Origin of the sequence: Streptomyces cyaneus (assembly GCF_004028635.1) — a bacterium.
GTDB classification, from domain to species: Bacteria; Actinomycetota; Actinomycetes; order Streptomycetales; family Streptomycetaceae; genus Streptomyces; species Streptomyces cyaneus.
On record NZ_RQJW01000015.1, the window covers coordinates 139,500 to 157,280 of the forward strand.

17 protein-coding genes are annotated in these 17,781 nt (G+C 70.0%); 4 read left to right on the plus strand and 13 right to left on the minus strand.

The window, feature by feature from the left end; genetic code table 11:
* The first annotated feature begins 76 nt into the window (after positions 1-76).
* Positions 77-1,306, plus strand: a complete 1,230-nt coding sequence (locus EHO50_RS37565; protein WP_128435905.1) for a lactonase family protein — start codon at positions 77-79, stop codon at positions 1,304-1,306.
* On the opposite strand, the gene EHO50_RS37570 is transcribed toward EHO50_RS37565, so the two are convergent.
* Complete coding sequence (locus tag EHO50_RS37570; protein WP_128435907.1) at positions 1,274-1,999, minus strand: DUF2470 domain-containing protein; 726 nt, start codon at positions 1,997-1,999, stop codon at positions 1,274-1,276. The two genes, EHO50_RS37565 and EHO50_RS37570, sit on opposite strands and share 33 nt — an antisense overlap.
* A gap of 118 nt (positions 2,000-2,117) precedes the next feature.
* Positions 2,118-2,726 carry a TetR/AcrR family transcriptional regulator gene (locus EHO50_RS37575; protein ID WP_128435910.1) on the minus strand — a complete coding sequence of 203 codons (609 nt, stop codon included), beginning with the start codon at positions 2,724-2,726 and terminating at the stop codon, positions 2,118-2,120.
* 105 nt (positions 2,727-2,831) lie between these two features.
* Between EHO50_RS37575 and EHO50_RS37580 the strand changes: the two genes are divergently transcribed.
* Positions 2,832-4,367, plus strand: coding sequence for a cytochrome P450 (locus tag EHO50_RS37580; protein ID WP_128435913.1), 1,536 nt, complete (start codon positions 2,832-2,834; stop codon positions 4,365-4,367).
* Here the strand turns inward: EHO50_RS37580 and EHO50_RS37585 are convergent.
* Positions 4,329-5,159 (minus strand): pentapeptide repeat-containing protein, encoded by an 831-nt coding sequence (locus tag EHO50_RS37585; protein ID WP_128435917.1) that lies wholly within the window; start codon positions 5,157-5,159, stop codon positions 4,329-4,331. The genes EHO50_RS37580 and EHO50_RS37585 overlap by 39 nt on opposite strands.
* A 160-nt stretch (positions 5,160-5,319) precedes the next feature.
* Between EHO50_RS37585 and EHO50_RS37590 the strand changes: the two genes are divergently transcribed.
* On the plus strand, positions 5,320-5,520 hold the full coding sequence (locus EHO50_RS37590; protein WP_031485528.1) for a DUF5999 family protein: 201 nt from the start codon (positions 5,320-5,322) through the stop codon (positions 5,518-5,520).
* Position 5,521: 1 nt separating this feature from the next.
* Here EHO50_RS37590 and sigJ read toward each other — a convergent pair whose 3' ends face one another.
* The 10 genes from sigJ to EHO50_RS37640 all read right to left on the minus strand — a co-directional run bounded on the left by sigJ (position 5,522) and on the right by EHO50_RS37640 (position 16,313).
* Positions 5,522-6,424, minus strand: coding sequence for an RNA polymerase sigma factor SigJ (gene sigJ / locus EHO50_RS37595; protein WP_128435920.1), 903 nt, complete (start codon positions 6,422-6,424; stop codon positions 5,522-5,524).
* A 37-nt stretch (positions 6,425-6,461) separates the two neighbouring features.
* Positions 6,462-7,205, minus strand: a complete 744-nt coding sequence (locus tag EHO50_RS37600) for a PIG-L deacetylase family protein (protein ID WP_128435923.1) — start codon at positions 7,203-7,205, stop codon at positions 6,462-6,464.
* Positions 7,206-7,233: 28 nt separating this feature from the next.
* Positions 7,234-8,535, minus strand: a complete 1,302-nt coding sequence (locus EHO50_RS37605; protein WP_128435925.1) for an alpha/beta fold hydrolase — start codon at positions 8,533-8,535, stop codon at positions 7,234-7,236.
* A 118-nt stretch (positions 8,536-8,653) separates the two neighbouring features.
* Entirely contained in the window at positions 8,654-9,679 is a 1,026-nt protein-coding gene (locus EHO50_RS37610; protein WP_128435928.1) for a LacI family DNA-binding transcriptional regulator, read from the minus strand.
* A gap of 84 nt (positions 9,680-9,763) precedes the next feature.
* Positions 9,764-11,194 (minus strand): BNR repeat-containing protein, encoded by a 1,431-nt coding sequence (locus tag EHO50_RS37615; protein WP_128435931.1) that lies wholly within the window; start codon positions 11,192-11,194, stop codon positions 9,764-9,766.
* A gap of 51 nt (positions 11,195-11,245) precedes the next feature.
* The gene (locus EHO50_RS37620) at positions 11,246-11,566 is read right to left on the minus strand and encodes an L-rhamnose mutarotase (protein ID WP_128435934.1); all 321 of its coding nucleotides are present in this window, start codon (positions 11,564-11,566) and stop codon (positions 11,246-11,248) included.
* 17 nt (positions 11,567-11,583) lie between these two features.
* Positions 11,584-12,663 carry a rhamnose ABC transporter substrate-binding protein gene (rhaS, locus tag EHO50_RS37625; RefSeq protein WP_128435937.1) on the minus strand — a complete coding sequence of 360 codons (1,080 nt, stop codon included), beginning with the start codon at positions 12,661-12,663 and terminating at the stop codon, positions 11,584-11,586.
* 98 nt (positions 12,664-12,761) lie between these two features.
* Complete coding sequence (locus tag EHO50_RS37630; protein ID WP_128435940.1) at positions 12,762-13,766, minus strand: ABC transporter permease; 1,005 nt, start codon at positions 13,764-13,766, stop codon at positions 12,762-12,764.
* Positions 13,759-14,799 carry an ABC transporter permease gene (locus EHO50_RS37635; protein ID WP_128435943.1) on the minus strand — a complete coding sequence of 347 codons (1,041 nt, stop codon included), beginning with the start codon at positions 14,797-14,799 and terminating at the stop codon, positions 13,759-13,761. The genes EHO50_RS37630 and EHO50_RS37635 overlap by 8 nt, the downstream gene beginning before the upstream one ends.
* Positions 14,796-16,313 (minus strand): sugar ABC transporter ATP-binding protein, encoded by a 1,518-nt coding sequence (locus EHO50_RS37640; protein ID WP_128435946.1) that lies wholly within the window; start codon positions 16,311-16,313, stop codon positions 14,796-14,798. Before EHO50_RS37640 ends, EHO50_RS37635 begins: the two co-directional genes overlap by 4 nt.
* A gap of 282 nt (positions 16,314-16,595) precedes the next feature.
* On the opposite strand from EHO50_RS37640, the gene rhaI reads away from it, so the two are divergent.
* Complete coding sequence (gene rhaI, locus EHO50_RS37645) at positions 16,596-17,756, plus strand: L-rhamnose isomerase (RefSeq protein WP_128435949.1); 1,161 nt, start codon at positions 16,596-16,598, stop codon at positions 17,754-17,756.
* Positions 17,757-17,781: the final 25 nt, after the last annotated feature.

Below are 17,781 nucleotides of genomic sequence, written 5' to 3' on the forward strand. Positions count from 1 at the left end.
CCTTCTTGCGCTCGACGGGTGATCCACGCCAAGGTGGCTGTCGCGACCAGGACGACCGACGACCTGAGGTGTGGACATGGGCAGTGGTGGGCTGAGCAGGCGCCGATTCGTCGGAACCCTCGCGGGATCGGCCGCCGGCGTGACGATCCCGGCGGCCACGGCGTGCGACGACGCACCCGCTCCGTCGGACACCGCCGACACGGCGGCCCCCGAGTCGACCACCCCCGGCACCCGTCCGAGCGCTCAGACCGAGAGCCGCAAGCCGTCCGGCCCGCGCCCGCTCTACCTCGGCACCTACACCTCCGCCGAGGGCGGCGGCAAGGGCATCGGCTTCGCCACGTACGACGCCACCACGGGCCGTATCACCGACCGCGGAGTCCTGGCGGAGACCGGCGACCCCTCGTTCCTCGCCCTGCACCCGAACGGCCGGACGCTGTACACCGTCAATGAGCGGGAGGACGGTGGCGTGACCGCGGTGCGGCTCGCCGACCGGCATGTTCTGGGCACCAGGAGCTCGGGGGGTGCGGGCCCGTGCCACCTCTCCGTGCATCCGAGCGGGCGCTGGCTGCTGAGCGCCAACTACAACTCCGGCAGCGTGGCCGTCCACCCCATCGACGCCTCCGGCGGCCTCCGCGAGCACACCGATGTGATCAGGCATTCCAGCCCGCCCCCAGGTCCCGACCCCGACCGCCAGGACGGTCCGCACGCGCACCAGATCGTCACAAGCCCCGACGGCGGCCACGTACTCGCCGTCGACCTGGGCACGGACACCGTCTACACCTACCGCCTCGACCAGGCCAAGGGCACACTCACCGAGGTGTCCCGGGCACGCTCCCGCCCGGGCGCCGGGCCGCGCCACCTCACCTTCCACCCGGGTGGGCGGTACGCCTATCTGGCCAACGAACTCGACAACACCGTCACGGTCTGTGCCTACGACCCGGCCACCGGGCGCGTCACGATCGGCGACCCGCAGCCGACCGGCACGGGTGATGTCACCAGCTATCCGTCGCAGATCCTGGTGACCGCGGACGGTCGGTTCGCCTACTTCGCCAACCGTGGACACAACAGCCTGACGCGGTACGCCATCGAGTCGAAGGGCGCCCTGCTCCGGCTCCTCGACACGGTGCCGGTGCACGGCGACTGGCCGCGGCACACCGCCTTCTCCCCCGACGGAGGGCTGCTGTTCGTGGCGAACCAGCGCTCCAGCTCGGTCACCGTCTTCCAAGTCGACCGCGGGAACGGTGAACTGCGCCTCGCCGGCGAGCCGTTCGCGTCACCCGTCGCCGTCTGTGCGCTGCCGCTGTAGGGCGCGGGGGCAGGAGGCGGCGCCGGCCTGGGCGAGCAGGATGTGCATACGTTCGGTGAGCTGGGCGACGTCGTTGGCGGGCCGGTGGAACGGCAGCCGTACGTCGGCCTGGGCGCGGGCGCGTTCGATGCGCAGCGTCAGTCCGTGCCGGTCGACAGCGAGGGGCTGGACGCGGACGGCGCCGTGCAGGCTGTCGGAGTCGACGAGACGGGTGAGCCGCTCGACGGCGTCCGGGTGACAGTCGGCGAGGTGGGTGAGCAGCCGGGCCTCGGCGATGGCCAGCGGGTCGGGCGTGGCGGCGGCGAACTCGTCGAGGTCAACGACCACCGCACCGGACGGCTGCCGCAGCACCACCCGCGTCGGCTGGAACGCCAGTTTGCCCTCCTCGGCGGTGAACCAGCCGGACAGCCAGAGCCGGGCGCGGATCCGTTTGCGTACGGGCACGGGGGCGACGTCGGCGAACTCCAGGACGGCGGCGGGCTCTCCGCGGGGCGCGCAGATCGCCGCCGCGACGAGCGCGCTGTCCTCGGGCACGTCCAGCAGGACGCGGCCGTCCTCGGCCACGGTGTGCGCGCCGACGAGCTCCTCGCGACTGCCCTCCGCGGTCACCGCGCAGGACCACGCGGCGGCGAGCACCGACCGGGCCCGCTCCGCCGCGGCAGGCGCGGCCGTCCACGCTTGGCTGTCACCCATCCCAAACCTCCTTAGGTAAGCCTTGCCTAACCTATCGAAGATCGGGCCGCACGCCAACCTGCCCCACCGATCCTGTGCGATCTCTTTGCAGGTGTATCCGTTGCGGTGGACGCGGCACTCAGGGTGTGATGACGCCCAACAGGGCGCGGGCGCACAGGTCGCGCACCTGCTCCCGGGAGAGGTCCGAGCCTCTCAGCCACTCCAGGCAGACGGCGGTGGTGAACGCGAGCCAGCCCCGCACGGCGAGCCCGACATCGGGTCGCCCCTCGAAGACCGGGCCGAACTCGGGGTCCGCCGCCATGGCGGCGAGGATCTGCTTCTCCTGTGCGGCCAGGGCCTGTTGATAGACCTTGCGTACAGCCTGGTCGCCCGCCGCGTCGGCGCGGTGGAAGGCGCGGAATCCGTGCGCGTGGGCCTCGACGTACTCCAGATACGTGTCGAGGCCCTCGGCGAGCTGCTCGCGCACCGGGACCCCGGGCACGGCGGCCGTCATGCGCAGCATGCGCTCGCTCTCCCGCTCGACGACGGCCGCGAAGAAGTCCCGCTTGTTCGGGAAGTAGTGGTAGAGCAGCCCGCGTGAGACACCGGCGATCTCGGCGACCTGCTCGATCCACACGTCGTCGTACGGGCTCTCCGAGAACAGCCGCGCCCCGACCGCGAGGAGCTGCTCACGGCGTTCCTCGGTGCTGAGCCGGCGGCGGGTGCGCTCGCCCTGGTTCGCGGCCATGACCGCACTTTACTTGACGCGGATTCAACAGCGGGACCAGACTGAGCGTTATTGAACCGACGTACAACGAGCTCAATCTGCCGCTGGATCAAGGGAGATCGCGTCATGGCGGAGACAGTGACCGGGCCTTCCCACGGGACCGGACTTCCCAAGGGGTTCCGAAGCGCCGAGCACGGCTGGCCGGAGCTGTCCCGCATACCGCATCCCCCGCACCGGCTTCCGCTGCTCGGCGACATACTCGGCGCCAGTCGGCGTACGCCGCTGCAGGACTCCCTGCGCTACGCCCGGCAGTTGGGGCCGATCTTCCGACGCAGGGCGTTCAACAGGGAGTTCGTGTTCGTCTGGGGCGCCGGACTCGCGGCCGACATGGCGGACGAGTCGCGCTTCGCCAAACATGTGGGACTCGGCATAGCCAATCTGCGGCCGGTGGTCGGGGACGGTCTGTTCACGGCGTACAACCACGAGCCGAACTGGCAGCTGGCGCACGACGTCCTGGCGCCGGGGTTCAGCCGGGAGGCCATGGCGGCCTACCACCCGATGATGCTGGCCGTCGCCGACCGGCTCATGGACCACTGGGACCGCGAGGCGGCTGCGGGCCGGACGGTGGACGTGCCCGGCGACATGACCAAGCTGACCCTGGAGACCATCGCGCGCACCGGGTTCGGGCATGACTTCGGCTCCTTCGAGCGGGCCCGTCCGCATCCCTTCGTGACGGCGATGATCGGCACGCTCACCTATGCGCAGCGGCTCAACACCGTGCCGACGCCGTTCCTGCTACGGCGTGCCGCGCGCCGCAACCAGGCCGACATCGCCTACCTCAACCACACGGTCGACGACCTGGTCCGCGCCCGTACGGCGAGCGGACCCGGGGACGGGGATCTGCTGGACCGGATGCTGGAGACCGCCCACCCGCAGACAGGTGAGCGGCTCTCCGCAGAGAACGTCCGCCGTCAGGTGATCACCTTCCTGGTGGCCGGCCACGAGACCACCTCCGGCGCGCTCTCCTTCGCCCTGCACTACCTCTCCCGGCACCCGGACGTCGCCGAGCGCGCCCGTGCCGAGGTGGACCGCGTCTGGGGCGACACGGCGGTGCCCGGCTACGACCAGGTGGCGAGGCTGCGATATGTGCGCCGGGTTCTCGACGAGGCGCTGCGGCTGTGGCCGACGGCGCCCGCCTTCGCCCGGGAGGCCCGCGAGGACACGGTGCTCGGCGGGGTCCATCCGATGCGGCGCGGTGCGTGGGCGCTGGTGCTCACGGCAATGCTGCACCGCGATCCCGAGGTCTGGGGCGCGGACGCCGAGCGGTTCGATCCGGATCGCTTCGATCCGAAGGCCGTACGGACGCGTCCGGCGCACACCTTCAAGCCGTTCGGGACGGGCGCGCGGGCCTGCATCGGGCGCCAGTTCGCGCTGCACGAGGCCACGCTGGTGCTGGGGCTGCTGCTGCGCCGGTACGACCTGCGGGCCGACCCGGCCTATCGGCTGCGGGTGGCGGAGCGGCTGACGCTGATGCCGGAGGGGTTGCGGCTGCGCCCGGAGCGGCGGGCGGCCGGCACTCCGGTTACGGCACCCGCCTTGTCCGGGGCAGCGGATGACGTGCCCTCAGAGCTGCGCTGTCCAGTGCACAGGGCGGCTGACTGAGGCGGGCAGTCGCGTGCCCGCGCTTCCTCGGGCCGCGTTCAGCTGGGGCTGGGTCAGGAAGAACGCGCCGGTCAGATCCGCGTCCGTGAGGTCGGTGTCGCGCAGGTCGGCGCCGATGAGGTCCGCGCCGCGCAGGTCGGCGCCGGTCAGGTCGGCGGCTATGAGGTAGGCACCGCGCAGGTTCGCGCCGCGCAGGTCGGCGCCCTTGAGGCGGGCGCCCATCAGATCCGCGCCCCGGCGGTCCTTCTTGCGGCCGCGGGTTCCGGCCCGCGCCAGCTCGCTGGTCTTCAGCAGGAGCACGTTGACCTGCTGCCGATGAGCGGCCACGTCCAGCGCGCCGAGCTCCTGCGAGGTCAGGCGCGTGAGCTCCTCGGTCGTCTCCAGCAGGCCCCGCAGCTCGGCGTGGAGGGGGCGGGCGGCGGGCAGGGCGAGGGCCTCGGTCAGGTACCAGAGCAGTTCGTGGAGCTGGCGGACGACCGGGAAGACGTCGAACATCCGCCGGGCGTGCTCCCGGGATGCCGTGCGCCAGTCCTTCCCGGCGAAGGTGACCTGCGAGACCTTCTGGCCGGCGCCGAAGCAGTCGTAGACCGTGCAGCCCGTGAAGCCCTGGTGCCGGAGCCGGGCGTGGATGCCGCAGCGGTGGTCGTCCTGGAGGTTCCGGCAGGGGGTTCCGGCCGCCTTGTCGACCGCGAAGTCGGCGGAGGCGGCGAAGGGCAGGGCGACGCAGCACAGCCCGAAGCAGTTCGCGCAGTCTCCGCGCAGGTCGATGAGGTCGCCGGGGTGATCTTGCATGACGTCAAGCCTAATGTGCGCCCGGCACGAAAACTCACCGACGAGTTTCCGGCGCTGTGGGGGTCCTCTCATCCAGCGGAAAACAAAGTCGGCTACCACTGAGATACGAGCCGACGAAAGCAGGAGCACGCCCGCATCGAGGAATCCCGGGAGAGTTGTCATGTGCAGCCACCAGCCCCCGTGCCCGAACGCCGAGAGTCCGGACCATCACGCCGCCGTGATCGTGTCGGCCCACCCCGAACAGGGCTGGAGCCTGCTGTGCAACGGCACCATCGTCTTCGACGACACCGGTGAGCTGCTGCCGGACGGGCGGGCCGTGGATCCGCACCGGGTCCACGGCCCGCTGGCCGTCGCCGCCTGACTCAGCCCGCGAGGCCGGTCAGGTCGAGGCCGGCCAGCCGCTCGGGGTCCGCCAGGATGTACATCTCGGTGATCCGGCCGTCCAGGACGGTGACGCCCATGACCGACATCGGCCGGCCTTCGGGGGCGTTGAGGACCCCGACCGTGCCGTTGACGAGCACGAGCTGGAGGAACTGCGCGGCCTGCGCCAACTGTCGGAAGAGCATGGCCTGTTCGGCCACCGGCTTCGCCCCGCGCACCACCTTGGACGCCGCCACGCCGCCGACCAGCGGCCCGGAGTCGGCCCGCAGCACGACATCGGGGTCGAGGACCGCGAGCAGCGCCTCGAAGTCCCCCGCGCGGGACGCGGCCATGAAGGCGTCGAGGACCTGCCGCTGTCTGCCGAGATCGGGGTCGGCCGCGGGCGTGGCGCCCCGCACCCGGCGCCGGGCCCGGCTGGCCAGTTGGCGGGTCGCGGCCGAACTGCGCTCCACGATCGACGCGATGTCGTCGAAGGGCACCGCGAACATGTCGTGCAGCACGAACGCGATCCGCTCGGCGGGCTCCAGCGTCTCCAGCACCACCAGCAGGGCAAGGCCCACCGAGTCGGCCTGGAGCACCTCCTGTTCCGGGTCGATCGTCGACAGCGGTCTGATCACGGGGTCCGGGACGAAGGTGTCGTCCAGCGGCTCCTCGTGGCGCCTCGTGCGAGAGCGCAGCATGTCGAGGCAGACCCGGCCGACCACCGTGGTCAGCCAGCCGCCGAGGTTCGCGATCTCCCCGGCGTCGCTGCGGCTCAGCTTCAGCCACGCCTCCTGGACGGCGTCCTCCGCCTCGCTCAGCGAGCCGAGCATGCGGTAGGCCACCGCCTTCAGATGGCTCCGGTGCTCCTCGAAGCGGTCCGCGAGCAGTTCCGTGTCGTTCACAAGCCCCCCCCCGTCTCCGTCAGTTGCCCAAGCAGGTCTATCGGCTGAACAGTTCGAACGCCACGGCCGGCTTCCCGCCGAACCGCTTCCCCGTCGCCTCGGCGTTGGAGGTGAGGAAGCCGCGGGCGTACGTCTGCGGGTCCTGGCTCGTCAACGCCTCGATGTAGGTGCGGTGTTCGAGCAGCGAGCGCACCGCGCGCTCCAGGCCGGCCGTCGCGTCCGCCGCGTGCGTGGGCGTACTGGAACCGGCGACGGCGACCCAGCGGACACCGTCCCAGGGCTCCAGGCCCTGCTCGGCCAGCTCCGGGAAGATCCAGCGGTTGCCCGCGTCGCCGGCCGCGTCCAGCGTGGCGCGGCCGACCGCCACGTGGTCCGGGGTGTTCCAGGCGACGCCGCCCCAGGTGTCCCGGTGGTTGAGCGTGATCACCAGCTCCGGCCGGTGCCGACGGATCGCGGCGGCGATGTCGCGGCGCAGGGCGGTGCCGTACTCGATCACGCCGTCCTTGTGGTCGAGGAACTCCACCGTCGACACGCCCACGACCGCGGCGCCGGCCCGCTGCTCGCGTTCGCGCAGCGGGCCGCACTTCGCGGGCTCCAGGGTGTCGATACCGGCCTCGCCGCGGCTGGCCAGGACGTATGCCACCTCGCGGCCCCCGTCCGTCCAGGCGGCGATCGCCGCCGAGCAGCCGTACTCGAGGTCGTCCGGGTGTGCGACGACGGCGAGCGCGCGCTGCCAGTCGTCGGGCATGGGCTGGAGCTGAGTGATCGTCGGCTCGGTCATGCCCGCACACTAACCCGTCACACCGACATCACGCTTCGTCACGTGTGAGTGCGAGCAGCCGGTCCAGGACCCGGGGGCCGCCGGCCCGTACGCCGTCGTGCTCGAACTCGTCGGTGACCCAGGTGCGCAGACCTCGGACGGCGCGGGCGGTGGCGAGGGAGTGGACGGTGTCGACGTACATGTCGTCGTAGTAGACGGCCGCCGCGACCGGCACCTCGTTGGCGGCGAGGAGCGCCGGGTCGTACAGGGGCTTCCAGTCGGTGCGGGCGGCGAGGAGTTCGGCGGTCTCGCGCAGTGGGCGCAGGGCCGGGTCGCAGTCGAACATCCAGGGGTGGATCGTCTCGCCGGTGAACAGCAGCGGTCCGTCGCCCGCGAGGGTCTTGGCGGCGTCGAACTGCGGGAACTCGGCGCGGACTCGCTCGGCGGACCAGGCGGTGGGGCGGGCGTCCTGGCCGTAGATCGCCTCGTGGACGAGGGCGTACAGCGGGTGGCTCGCGTACGACAGCAGGCCCTGGACCTCCTCCTGGAAGGCGTCCGAGAGGGCCGGGCCCTGCGGGGTGCGGACGAAGGCGTTCTCCAGGAGGTAGTGCAGTCGGTGGCTGCCCTCGCTGCCGCCGAGGACGATGCCGAGGGACTGGAAGGCCTCGGCGGTGAGGCGGTAGCCGTTCGGCAGGACGACGTCGTCTCCGAGCAGGTGGTCGGCGATACGGCGGGCGCGCTCGATGTCCTGGGGGTAGCGGGCGTAGTGCGCGCCGACCTTGCGCTCGATGCGGGGGTAGGCGGCGCGGTAGACGTCGTCGGCGTGCGCGTCGAGGGAGGGCAGGCCGCCGGTGATGACGGCGGCGGTCAGGCCCTCGGGGGCGGTGGAGAGGTAGTTGACCGTGCAGAAGCCGCCGAAGCTCTGGCCGAGGACGGTCCAGGGGGCGCCGCCGGTCACCTCACGGCGGATCACCTCGCAGTCGCGGACGATCGAGTCGGCGCGGAAGTGCGTGAGGTAGTCGGCCTGTTCGGCGGGGCCGCCGCGCAGCGGGAGCGTCTGGCGGTTGGCGGGCGTGGAGTGGCCGGTGCCGCGCTGGTCGAGGAGCAGGACGCGGTACTCCTTCAGCGCGCGGCCGAGCCAGGCGCCCTTGCCGACGAAGCGGTTCGCGCCGAAGCCGGGGCCGCCCTGGAGGTAGACCAGCCAGGGCAGGTCCTGGTGCGCCTTGTCGCCGGCGACGACCTCACGGGCGTAGAGCTCGATCGTCTCGCCCGTCGGTGCGTCGTGGTCGAGGGGCACGGTGAAGTGGCGGTCGGTGAGGACGACGCCGGGCTGGCGGTAGCTGACGGTCAACAGGGCTCCCGGGACGGAGGGTTTTCGGGCCGCGTCCCAGTTCAGCACATGTTCGTCCGCCGACCGAGCCCCGGGATCATGAAATCGTACTGAACGGCGGATCAGCGGGACCGGGAGATCAGCGGGCCGAGAGGCTGGAGCGCCGGACCACCAGCTCCGGCTGGAGGACCACCCGCCGGTGCTCGTGCTTCCTCGTCGCGGTCTCCTCCTCCGTCTCCTCCAGCAGCATCTCCGCCGCGAGGGTGCCCATGGTGACCGCGGGCTGCCGTACGGAGGTCAGAGGTACGGCCGCGGCGGCCGCGAACTCGATGTCGTCGTAGCCGACGATCGCGAGGTCGTCGGGGACTCCGACGCCCGCGGCGTACATGGCCTGGAGCACGCCGAGGGCGAGCAGGTCGTTGGCGCAGAAGACGGCGGTCGGGCGCTCGGCGAGGCCGAGCAGGCGGGCCCCGGCGTCCCGGCCCGCGGCGACGTCGAGCCGCTCGGTGGGCAGTTCGCGCAGGTGCTCGGGGCCGAGGCCGGCCTCCTGAAGCGCGTGCAGGGCGCCGGTGCGGCGGTCGCGGACCTGGTTGAGGCCGGGCGGGCCGCTGACGTACGCGATGGAGCGGTGCCCGGCGTCGACGAGATGGCGCACGGCGAGGGCGCCGCCCGCGACGTCGTCGACGGAGACCGAGCACTCGGTGGTGCCCTCGGCGACCCGGTCGACGAGGACGAAGGGGATGTTGTGCCGCCGGAACGTCTCGATGTTGCGGCCGGTGGCGTCGGCGGGGGTCAGCAGGACACCGCGCACCCGCTGTTCGGCGAAGAGCGACAGGTAGTCGGCCTCCTCGCTCGCGCTCTGTGCGCTGTTGCAGACCATCACGCCTAGCCCGGCGTCGCGCGCGGCCCGCTCGGCGCCGCGCGCCACGTCGACGAAGAAGGGGTTGCCCATGTCGAGGACGAGCAGCCCCATGATCCGGCTGCGGCCCGCGCGCAGCTGGCGCGCGGACTCGCTGCGGACATAGCCCAGCCGGTCTATGGCGGACTGCACCCGCGCCCGGGTCTCGGTCGCGACCGTGTCCGGACGGTTGATGACGTTCGAGACCGTGCCGACGGAGACTCCGGCGGCGCGGGCGACGTCCTTGATACCCACCGACTGGGACATCGGGCAGGGACCTCCAGAGGGACTCGACAAGACGTGGGGCGGCGGGAAGGCACATTACCGTCAAGCCGCCCACAACAGCTGTGGTCAGGCGGGCAGGCGGAAGTTCAGGTTGCGCAGCGCCGAGGGCGTCGTACCGCTGGACTTCTCCTGGTACATGATCGACAGGAAGTTGTCCTGGGCGATACGCGTCTCGTCGATGACGACCTCGCCGAAGGCGTTCAGCCCGGCCGTGACACCGTCGTACAGGACCGACCAGTCCGTGTAACCGGAGGCCTTGGAGGCCCCGGCGATCCGGCAGAACGGGAAGATCGCGTAGGCGTTGTCGTACTTGTCCAGGATCAGCTTGGTGCGCTGGCTGGAGTTCAGCGGGACCGGTATCTCGGTCTTCTGCCAGGTGCCGGAGGAGTTCTTGCGGACGTGGAAGGCGCGGCCGCTGGCGGTGCGGTCGGCGACGTAGTTCGTGGTGCACTGGCCGAAGCGGCCCGGCACGTAGCTGATGATCGCGTGCGGCAGGCCCGCGGAGTCGGTGAACTGGCTCTCCTGGTTCATCAGGGAGTGGTCCGGGTTGAGCGCGTCGATCACCAGGCCGCTGTCGGTGACGGCGACCTTGTCGGAGCCGCCGGTGGTGCCGACGACGGTGCCGGCGTTGTTGCGCCAGGTGCGGCCGCGGTCGTCGGAGTAGACGTAGCCGGTGTCGTGGTTGGCGATGCCGCCGCCGTTGCACATCACGGCGCCGTTCTGCTCGCGCCAGGTGAAGAAGGAGTGCAGCCGGCCGTTCTTGTCGTAGTCGATGCCGTGCAGGTACATGTTGCGAGCGGTCGACGAGCCGTGCTCGCTGGTGTACGTCCCGGTGGAGCTGCTCCACTCGCCCAGGTTGGTCCAGGTCGAACCGTCGTACTCGGCGAGGGCGTTGCGGCCGTTGCCGGAGATGGCGACCCGGTAGCTGAGCTGCAGCTTGCCGTCGGGGGTGGAGATGAACTGCGGGTAGGTGAACTGCGAGGTGAGCGCGAGGCCGTCGAGGGTGGATTGCGGGGCGCCGAAGCGGCTCGCGGTCCAGCTCAGGCCGGCGGGGTTGTCCATCAGCCCCGCGACCGACTTGACGTAGGTGAAGCCGTCGCTGTGCGAGTCCATGTTGAGGTGCAGGCGGCCGTCGACCTTGGACACGCCCATGGAGATGACGTTGTGGGAGTCGTTGTAGCGGAGCGTGTGCCCGACCTTGACCGTGGACCAGGTGCTGGAGCCGAGCACGCGGCGGCCGACGACGGCGTTGCGGTCGGCCGTGTACCAGACGGCGTACTGGTAGCCCTTGTAGGTCAGCAGGCCGTTCTTCTGGAACGAGTTGTTGTTGACCAGGCCGTCGTACGACACGAAGAAGATGGCCTGCGTGTCGAGTGTGGTGGTGCCGGTCAGGGTGAGGGACGGGCCGGGGTCGGCGGCACGGGCGGTTCCGGACGCGAGGGCGGGGGTCATGACGGCTCCAGCGAGGGCGGCGCCCAGCAGCGTACGTCTCTTCATCTCGGGGGACTCCGTTGTCGGCGAGGTGCGGGGAAGAGGGACATTCAGGGGTCAGGCGAGGTGGAACACTTCCGTGAGCGGTTTCATGGCCTCGTCGGGCCGGGCGCCGTCCAACGACTCGAAGAACGGCGCCATCTCCGCCTGCCAGCGGGCGTTGACATCGGTGGCTTCCATACCGGCCACGGCGGCGGCGAAGTCCTCGGTCTCCAGGTATCCGACGAGCAGTCCGTCGTCACGCAGGAAGAGCGAGTAGTTGTGCCAGCCGGTGGCCGAGAGCGCTTCGAGCATCTCCGGCCACACGGCGGCATGCCGCTCGCGGTACTCGTCGAGGCGGTCCGCCCTGACCTTCAGCAGGAAGCACACGCGCTGCATCAACAACCCTCCGGATCTCAGAAGTTGAACTGGTCGATGTTCTTCGCGTCGAACACGGTCGGCTTGCCGAGGCTGATCACGCCGTCCTTGCCGATGGTGTACGTGGTCTCGCCGGCCTTGAAGGTCTCGCCCTCCTTGCCGGTGATCTGTCCGGAGACCAGGGCGACGGCGGCGCGGGCGGCCAGGTCGCCGAGCTTCGCCGGGTCCCACAGCTCGAAGGCGTCGACGGTGCCGTTCTTGACGTACTTGCGCATGTCGTTCGGGGTGCCGAGGCCGGTCAGCTTGACCTTGCCCTTGTACTTGGAGCCGGACAGGTACTGGGCGGCGGCCTTGATGCCGACGGTGGTCGGGGAGATGATCCCCTTCAGGTTCGGGTACTCCTGGAGCAGGCCCTGGGTCTGCTGGAAGGACTTCTGGGCGTCGTCGTCACCGTAGGCGACCTTGACGAGCTTGATGTCCTTGTACTTGGGGTCCTTGAGCTCCTGCTTCATGAAATCGATCCAGATGTTCTGGTTCGTCGCGGTCTGCGCGGCGGACAGGATCGCGATCTCGCCCTTGTAGCCGATCTGCTCGGCGAGCAGCTGCACCTCGGTGCGGCCGAGGTCCTCGGCGGAGGCCTGCGAGACGAAGGCGTTGCGGCAGTCGGCGGTGGTGTCGGAGTCGTAGGTGACGACCTTGATGCCGTTCTTCATGGCCTGCTTCAGCGCGGTGCACAGGGCGCCCGGGTCCTGCGCAGACACGGCCATCGCGTCCACCTGCTGCTGGGTGAGCGTGTTGACGTACGACACCTGCCCGGCGGTGTCCGTGGCGCTGGACGGGCCGACCTCCTTGTAGCTGGAGCCCAGCTCCTTCAGGGCCGCCTCGCCGCCCTTGTCTGCGGAGGTGAAGTAGGGGTTGTTGACCTGCTTGGGCAGGAAGCCGACGGTCAGCCCCTTCTTCAGCTCGGCGTTCGGGTCGGCCTTGCCGGCGGTGGCGGCCGAGGCGCCCTCGCTCTTGACGTCCTCCTTGGTGGTGCCGCCGCAGGCGGTGAGCGCCAGGGCGAGGGAGGTTCCGGCGGCGAGGGCCGCGCAGGTACGGCGGAGGGATGACTTGCGCATGGCGGTTTCCTTTTAACGAAGGGTGAGAGGAACGCCCTTAGGGGCGCGGGGAACTGCGCGACCAGCCACAGACGGCCGGCAGGTTGAAGACGGCCTTGCTAGCGCAGCGCTTGCGCTCTACGGCCCGCCCTCGCGACGGCGATCTGACGCGCAACCCGAGGGCCGAGAACCGAGAGGACAAGCAGCACGCCGGTGACGACGATCTGCGACTGGGCGGAGACGTCCTGCAGGCTCATGACGTTCTGCAGGGCCCCCAGCAAGAACACCCCGGCGATCGCGCCGCCCAACGTGCCCTTGCCGCCGTCGAAGTCGATACCGCCCAGCAACACGGCGGCAACAACGGAGAGTTCCAACCCCGTGGCGTTGTCGTAGCGGGCGCTGGCGTAGTGCAGCGCCCAGAAGATCCCGGTGAGGGAGGCCATCAGGCCCGTCACCGTGAACAGGATCAGCTTCTGCCGCTTGACCCGGATCCCGGCGAACCTCGCGGCCTCCTCGCTCGCACCGGTCGCGAACACCGACCGTCCGAACGGGGTGGCGTGCAGGACGATCACGGCGATCGCGAGGAGCACCAGGAAGGGCAGGAAGGCGTACGGGATGAAGGTGTCGCCGATGCGTCCGGCCGCGAAGTCCAGGTACTGGGTGGGGAAGTCGGTCACCGCGTCGGAGCCGAGCACGATCTGTGCGATGCCGCGGTAGGCGGCGAGGGTGCCGATGGTGACGGCGAGGGACGGCAGTCCCAGCTTGGTCACCAGCAGACCGTTGATCAGTCCGCAGACCACACCGAGCACCAGGCAGATCGGGATGATCGTCTCGATCGTCATGCCCTGGTTCCACAGGGCGCCCATCACGGCGCCGGAGAGACCGGCGGTGGAGGCGACCGAGAGATCGATCTCGCCCGAGACGACCAGGAGCGTCATCGGCAGGGCGATCATTGCGATCGGAAGCGTGTTTCCGATCAGGAACGACAGGTTGAGAGCGTTCCCGAAACCGTCGACCGTTCCGAAGGACAGCAGGAGCACGACGATCAGAAGAGCGCCGACGGCTGAATCCCACCTTTTCAAGGCGGACCAGCGGATCGCTCGGCTCAGGGAGAAGTCAGCCATGGCGGGCGTTCCTCTTCTTCAGGGCGGTGGCCACGCGCAGCGCGACGATCCGGTCGACCGCGATGGCGAGGATGAGCAGGATGCCGTTGATGGCGAGGACCCAGACGGAGCTGACGCCGAGGGCGGGCAGCACGCTGTTGATGGAGGTCAGCAGCAGCGCGCCGAGCGCCGCGCCGTAGACGCTGCCGGAGCCGCCGGTGAAGACGACACCGCCGACCACGACCGCGCTGACGACGGTGAGTTCGTAGCCGTTGCCCGTGCTGGAGTCCACGTTGCCGAATCGGGCCAGGTACATCGCACCCGCGAGTCCGGCGAGGGCACCGCAGAAGGTGTACGCGGCGAGGATCCGCTTGCGCACCGGGATGCCGGCGAGGCGGGCGGCCTCCGGGTTGGAGCCCAGCGCGTACAGCTCGCGGCCGCTGCCGAAGTGCTTGAGGTAGTACGCCGTCGCGACCAGCACGGCGACGGCGATCAGCGCCAGCCACGGCACCGCGGAGATGCCGCCGGAGCCGAAGTCGACGAAACCGTCCGGGAGGTCGGCCGCCGTGATCTGGCGGGAGCCGACCCAGATGGAGTCGATGCCGCGGATGATGTAGAGCGTGCCCAGGGTGACGACGAGTGCGGGCACCTGGCCGAGGCTGACGAGCAGGCCGTTCAGCAGGCCGAAGCCGATCCCCATCAGGACCGCCAGGAACACGGCGACGACCGGGTTCCCGCCGCCCTGGAGGTACGTACCGGCGGCGAAGGCGCTGATGCCGAGCGTGGAGCCGACCGACAGGTCGACGTTCCTCGTGATCACCACCAGTGACTGGCCGGTGGCGACCAGGACGAGGATCGTCGCGTTCAGCAGCAGGTCCTTGATGCCCTGCTCGGTGAGGAACTGGCTGTTGCCCAGCTGGGTGACGACGATCATCACCACGAAGACGACCAGGATGGCGAGTTCGCGCATCTTGAAGACGCGGTCGACCAGGCGGGTGCCGCTGGACTTCGGTACCTCGGTGACAGGGGCCTCCTTGGGAGTGATCACCGTCATGCGGCGGCCCTCCCGGTTGCTGCGGCCATCACGGTTTCCTCGGTGGCGTCGGAGCGCGGGATCTCGGCGGTGAGGCGGCCCTCGTGCATCACGAGCACGCGGTCGGCCATGCCGAGGATCTCGGGCAGGTCGGAGGAGATCATCAGAACGGCCACGCCGTCGGCGGCGAGCTCGCTGAGCAGCCGGTGCACCTCGGCCTTGGTGCCGACGTCGATGCCACGGGTGGGCTCGTCGACGATCAGCACCTTGGGGCCGGTGGCCAGCCACTTGGCGAGGACGACCTTCTGCTGGTTGCCGCCGGACAGGGTGTTGACCGTGTCGGCGATCCGGGCGTACTTGACCTGGAGCTTGACGGCCCAGTCGAGGGACCGGCTGCGTTCGGCGCCGCGGTCCATGAGGCCGGCCTTGACGGTCGTACGCAGTCCGGTCAGGCCGATGTTGCGCTCGATGGACATGTCCATCACCAGGCCCTGGGCGCGCCGGTCCTCGGGGACGAGGGCGAGGCCGGAGGCCATGGCGGTGGACGGGGCGCCGTTGATCAGGGCCTTGCCGTCGACGGAGACCTCGCCGGCGTCCCAGCGGTCGATGCCGAAGACGGCTCGCGCGACTTCGGTACGCCCCGCGCCGACGAGCCCCGCGAGGCCGACGATCTCACCGCGTCGTACGTCGAAGGAGACGTCGGTGAAGACGCCCTCGCGGGTCAGCCGGCGCACGCTCAGGGCGACCTCGCCCGGCGTCACTTCCTGCTTGGGGTACAGCTCGTCGAGGTCACGGCCGACCATCCGGCGTACGAGGTCGTCCTCGGTCATCGAGTCCAGCGGCTCGCTGGCGATCCAGGCGCCGTCGCGCAAAGTCGTCACCTGCTGGCAGATCTGGAAGATCTCCTCCAGCCGGTGGGAGATGAACAGGACGGCGGCGCCCTGTTCGCGCAGGGTGCGCACGACGCCGAAGAGGCGGGCGACCTCGCTGCCGGTGAGTGCGGCGGTCGGCTCGTCCATGATCAGGACGCGGGCGTCGAAGGAGAGCGCCTTGGCGATCTCGACGATCTGCTGGTCGGCGATGGACAGTCCGCGCGCGGGCCGGTCGGGGTCGAGCTCGACGCCGAGGCGCTGCATCAGGGCCAGGGTCGCCTCGTGGGTGGCCTTGTGGTCGATCCGGCCGAGCGCGCGCCGCGGCTGGCGGCCCATGAAGATGTTCTCGGCGATCGACAGGTCGGGGAAGAGGGTCGGCTCCTGGTAGATCACGGCGATGCCGGCGTCGCGGGCGTCACCGGGGCCGTGGAAGACGACGGGCGCACCGTCGAGCAGCACCTGGCCCGCGTCGGGCCGGTGTACGCCGGCGAGCGTCTTGATGAGGGTCGACTTGCCCGCGCCGTTCTCGCCGGCGAGGGCGTGCACCTCCCCGGGGAACAGCTCCAGGGAGACGTCCCGCAGGGCGCGGACCGCGCCGAAGGACTTGGAGATGTCCCTGAGCGCAAGAACCGGGGCCGGACCCGTGGTGGACGGGTGGGTCATGGGGGCTCCTCGACGACGCCGGCGGGACGGCCCTCTCGGCGTCGTGAAAGGTTTCAACTTGGTTGCCGGGACGTTAGGCACGCAGCGCATGTCACGTCAATGGGTTCGTGTCGAAAAAGTTTCGATGAACGAAGGTCACGGACTGGCCACGAGGAAAAGGCTTGGTCGTGGGGGTTGACACCCTCCCGGCCGACTCATACGTTCCCGTCTTGAATCGTTTCACAGCGAAGCGTTTCAGATGTCTTACGTCCGCCCTCCGTCCCGACGTCACAGGAGCCCTCAGTGACCGAGCTCGCCGCGGTGAAGGCCGCACTCAAGACCCAGGCAGTCGAAACGCCGTCGTGGGCGTACGGGAACTCGGGGACGCGGTTCAAGGTGTTCGCCCAGCAGGGCGTTCCGCGTACGCCGTGGGAGAAGCTGGACGACGCGGCTCAGGTGCACGCGTTCACGGGTGTCGCGCCGACCGTTGCCCTGCACATTCCGTGGGACAAGGTCGAGGACTACGCGGCGCTGGCCAAGCACGCCGAAGAGCGTGGTGTGAAGCTGGGCGCGATCAACTCCAACACCTTCCAGGACGACGACTACAAGCTGGGCAGCATCTGCCATCCGGACGCGGTGGTGCGGCGCAAGGCCGTCGACCATCTGCTGGAGTGCGTCGACATCATGGACGCGACCGGGTCGCGGGATCTGAAGCTGTGGTTCGCCGACGGCACGAATTACCCCGGGCAGGACGACATCCGGGCGCGGCAGGACCGGCTCGCCGAGGGCCTGGCCGAGGTGTACGAGCGGCTGGGCGAGGAGCAGCGGATGCTGCTGGAGTACAAGTTCTTCGAGCCGGCGTTCTACACGACGGACGTGCCGGACTGGGGGACGGCGTATGCGCACTGTCTGAAGCTCGGGGAGAAGGCCCAGGTCGTGGTCGACACCGGGCACCACGCGCCCGGGACCAACATCGAGTTCATCGTCGCGACGCTGCTGCGGGAGGGGAAGCTCGGGGGGTTCGACTTCAACTCGCGCTTCTATGCGGATGACGACCTGATGGTGGGCGCCGCGGATCCGTTCCAGCTGTTCCGGATCATGTACGAGGTCGTGCGTGGGGGTGGGTTCTCTCCCGAGGTCGCGTTCATGCTCGACCAGTGCCACAACATCGAGGCGAAGATTCCGGCGATCATCCGGTCGGTGATGAATGTGCAGGAGGCCACGGCGAAGGCGCTGCTCGTCGACCGGTCGGCGTTGGCCGAGGCGCAGGCCTCGGGTGACGTGCTGGAGGCCAATGCCGTGGTGATGGATGCGTACAACACGGATGTGCGGCCGTTGCTTGCCGAGGTGCGGGGGGAGATGGGGCTCGATGGCGACCCCATTGCTGCGTATCGGCGGTCCGGGTGGGCCGAGAAGATCGTGGCTGAGCGAGTTGGTGGACAGCAGGCCGGTTGGGGGGCGTGAGCGTCTGCCGGGATCTGTTTGTTGC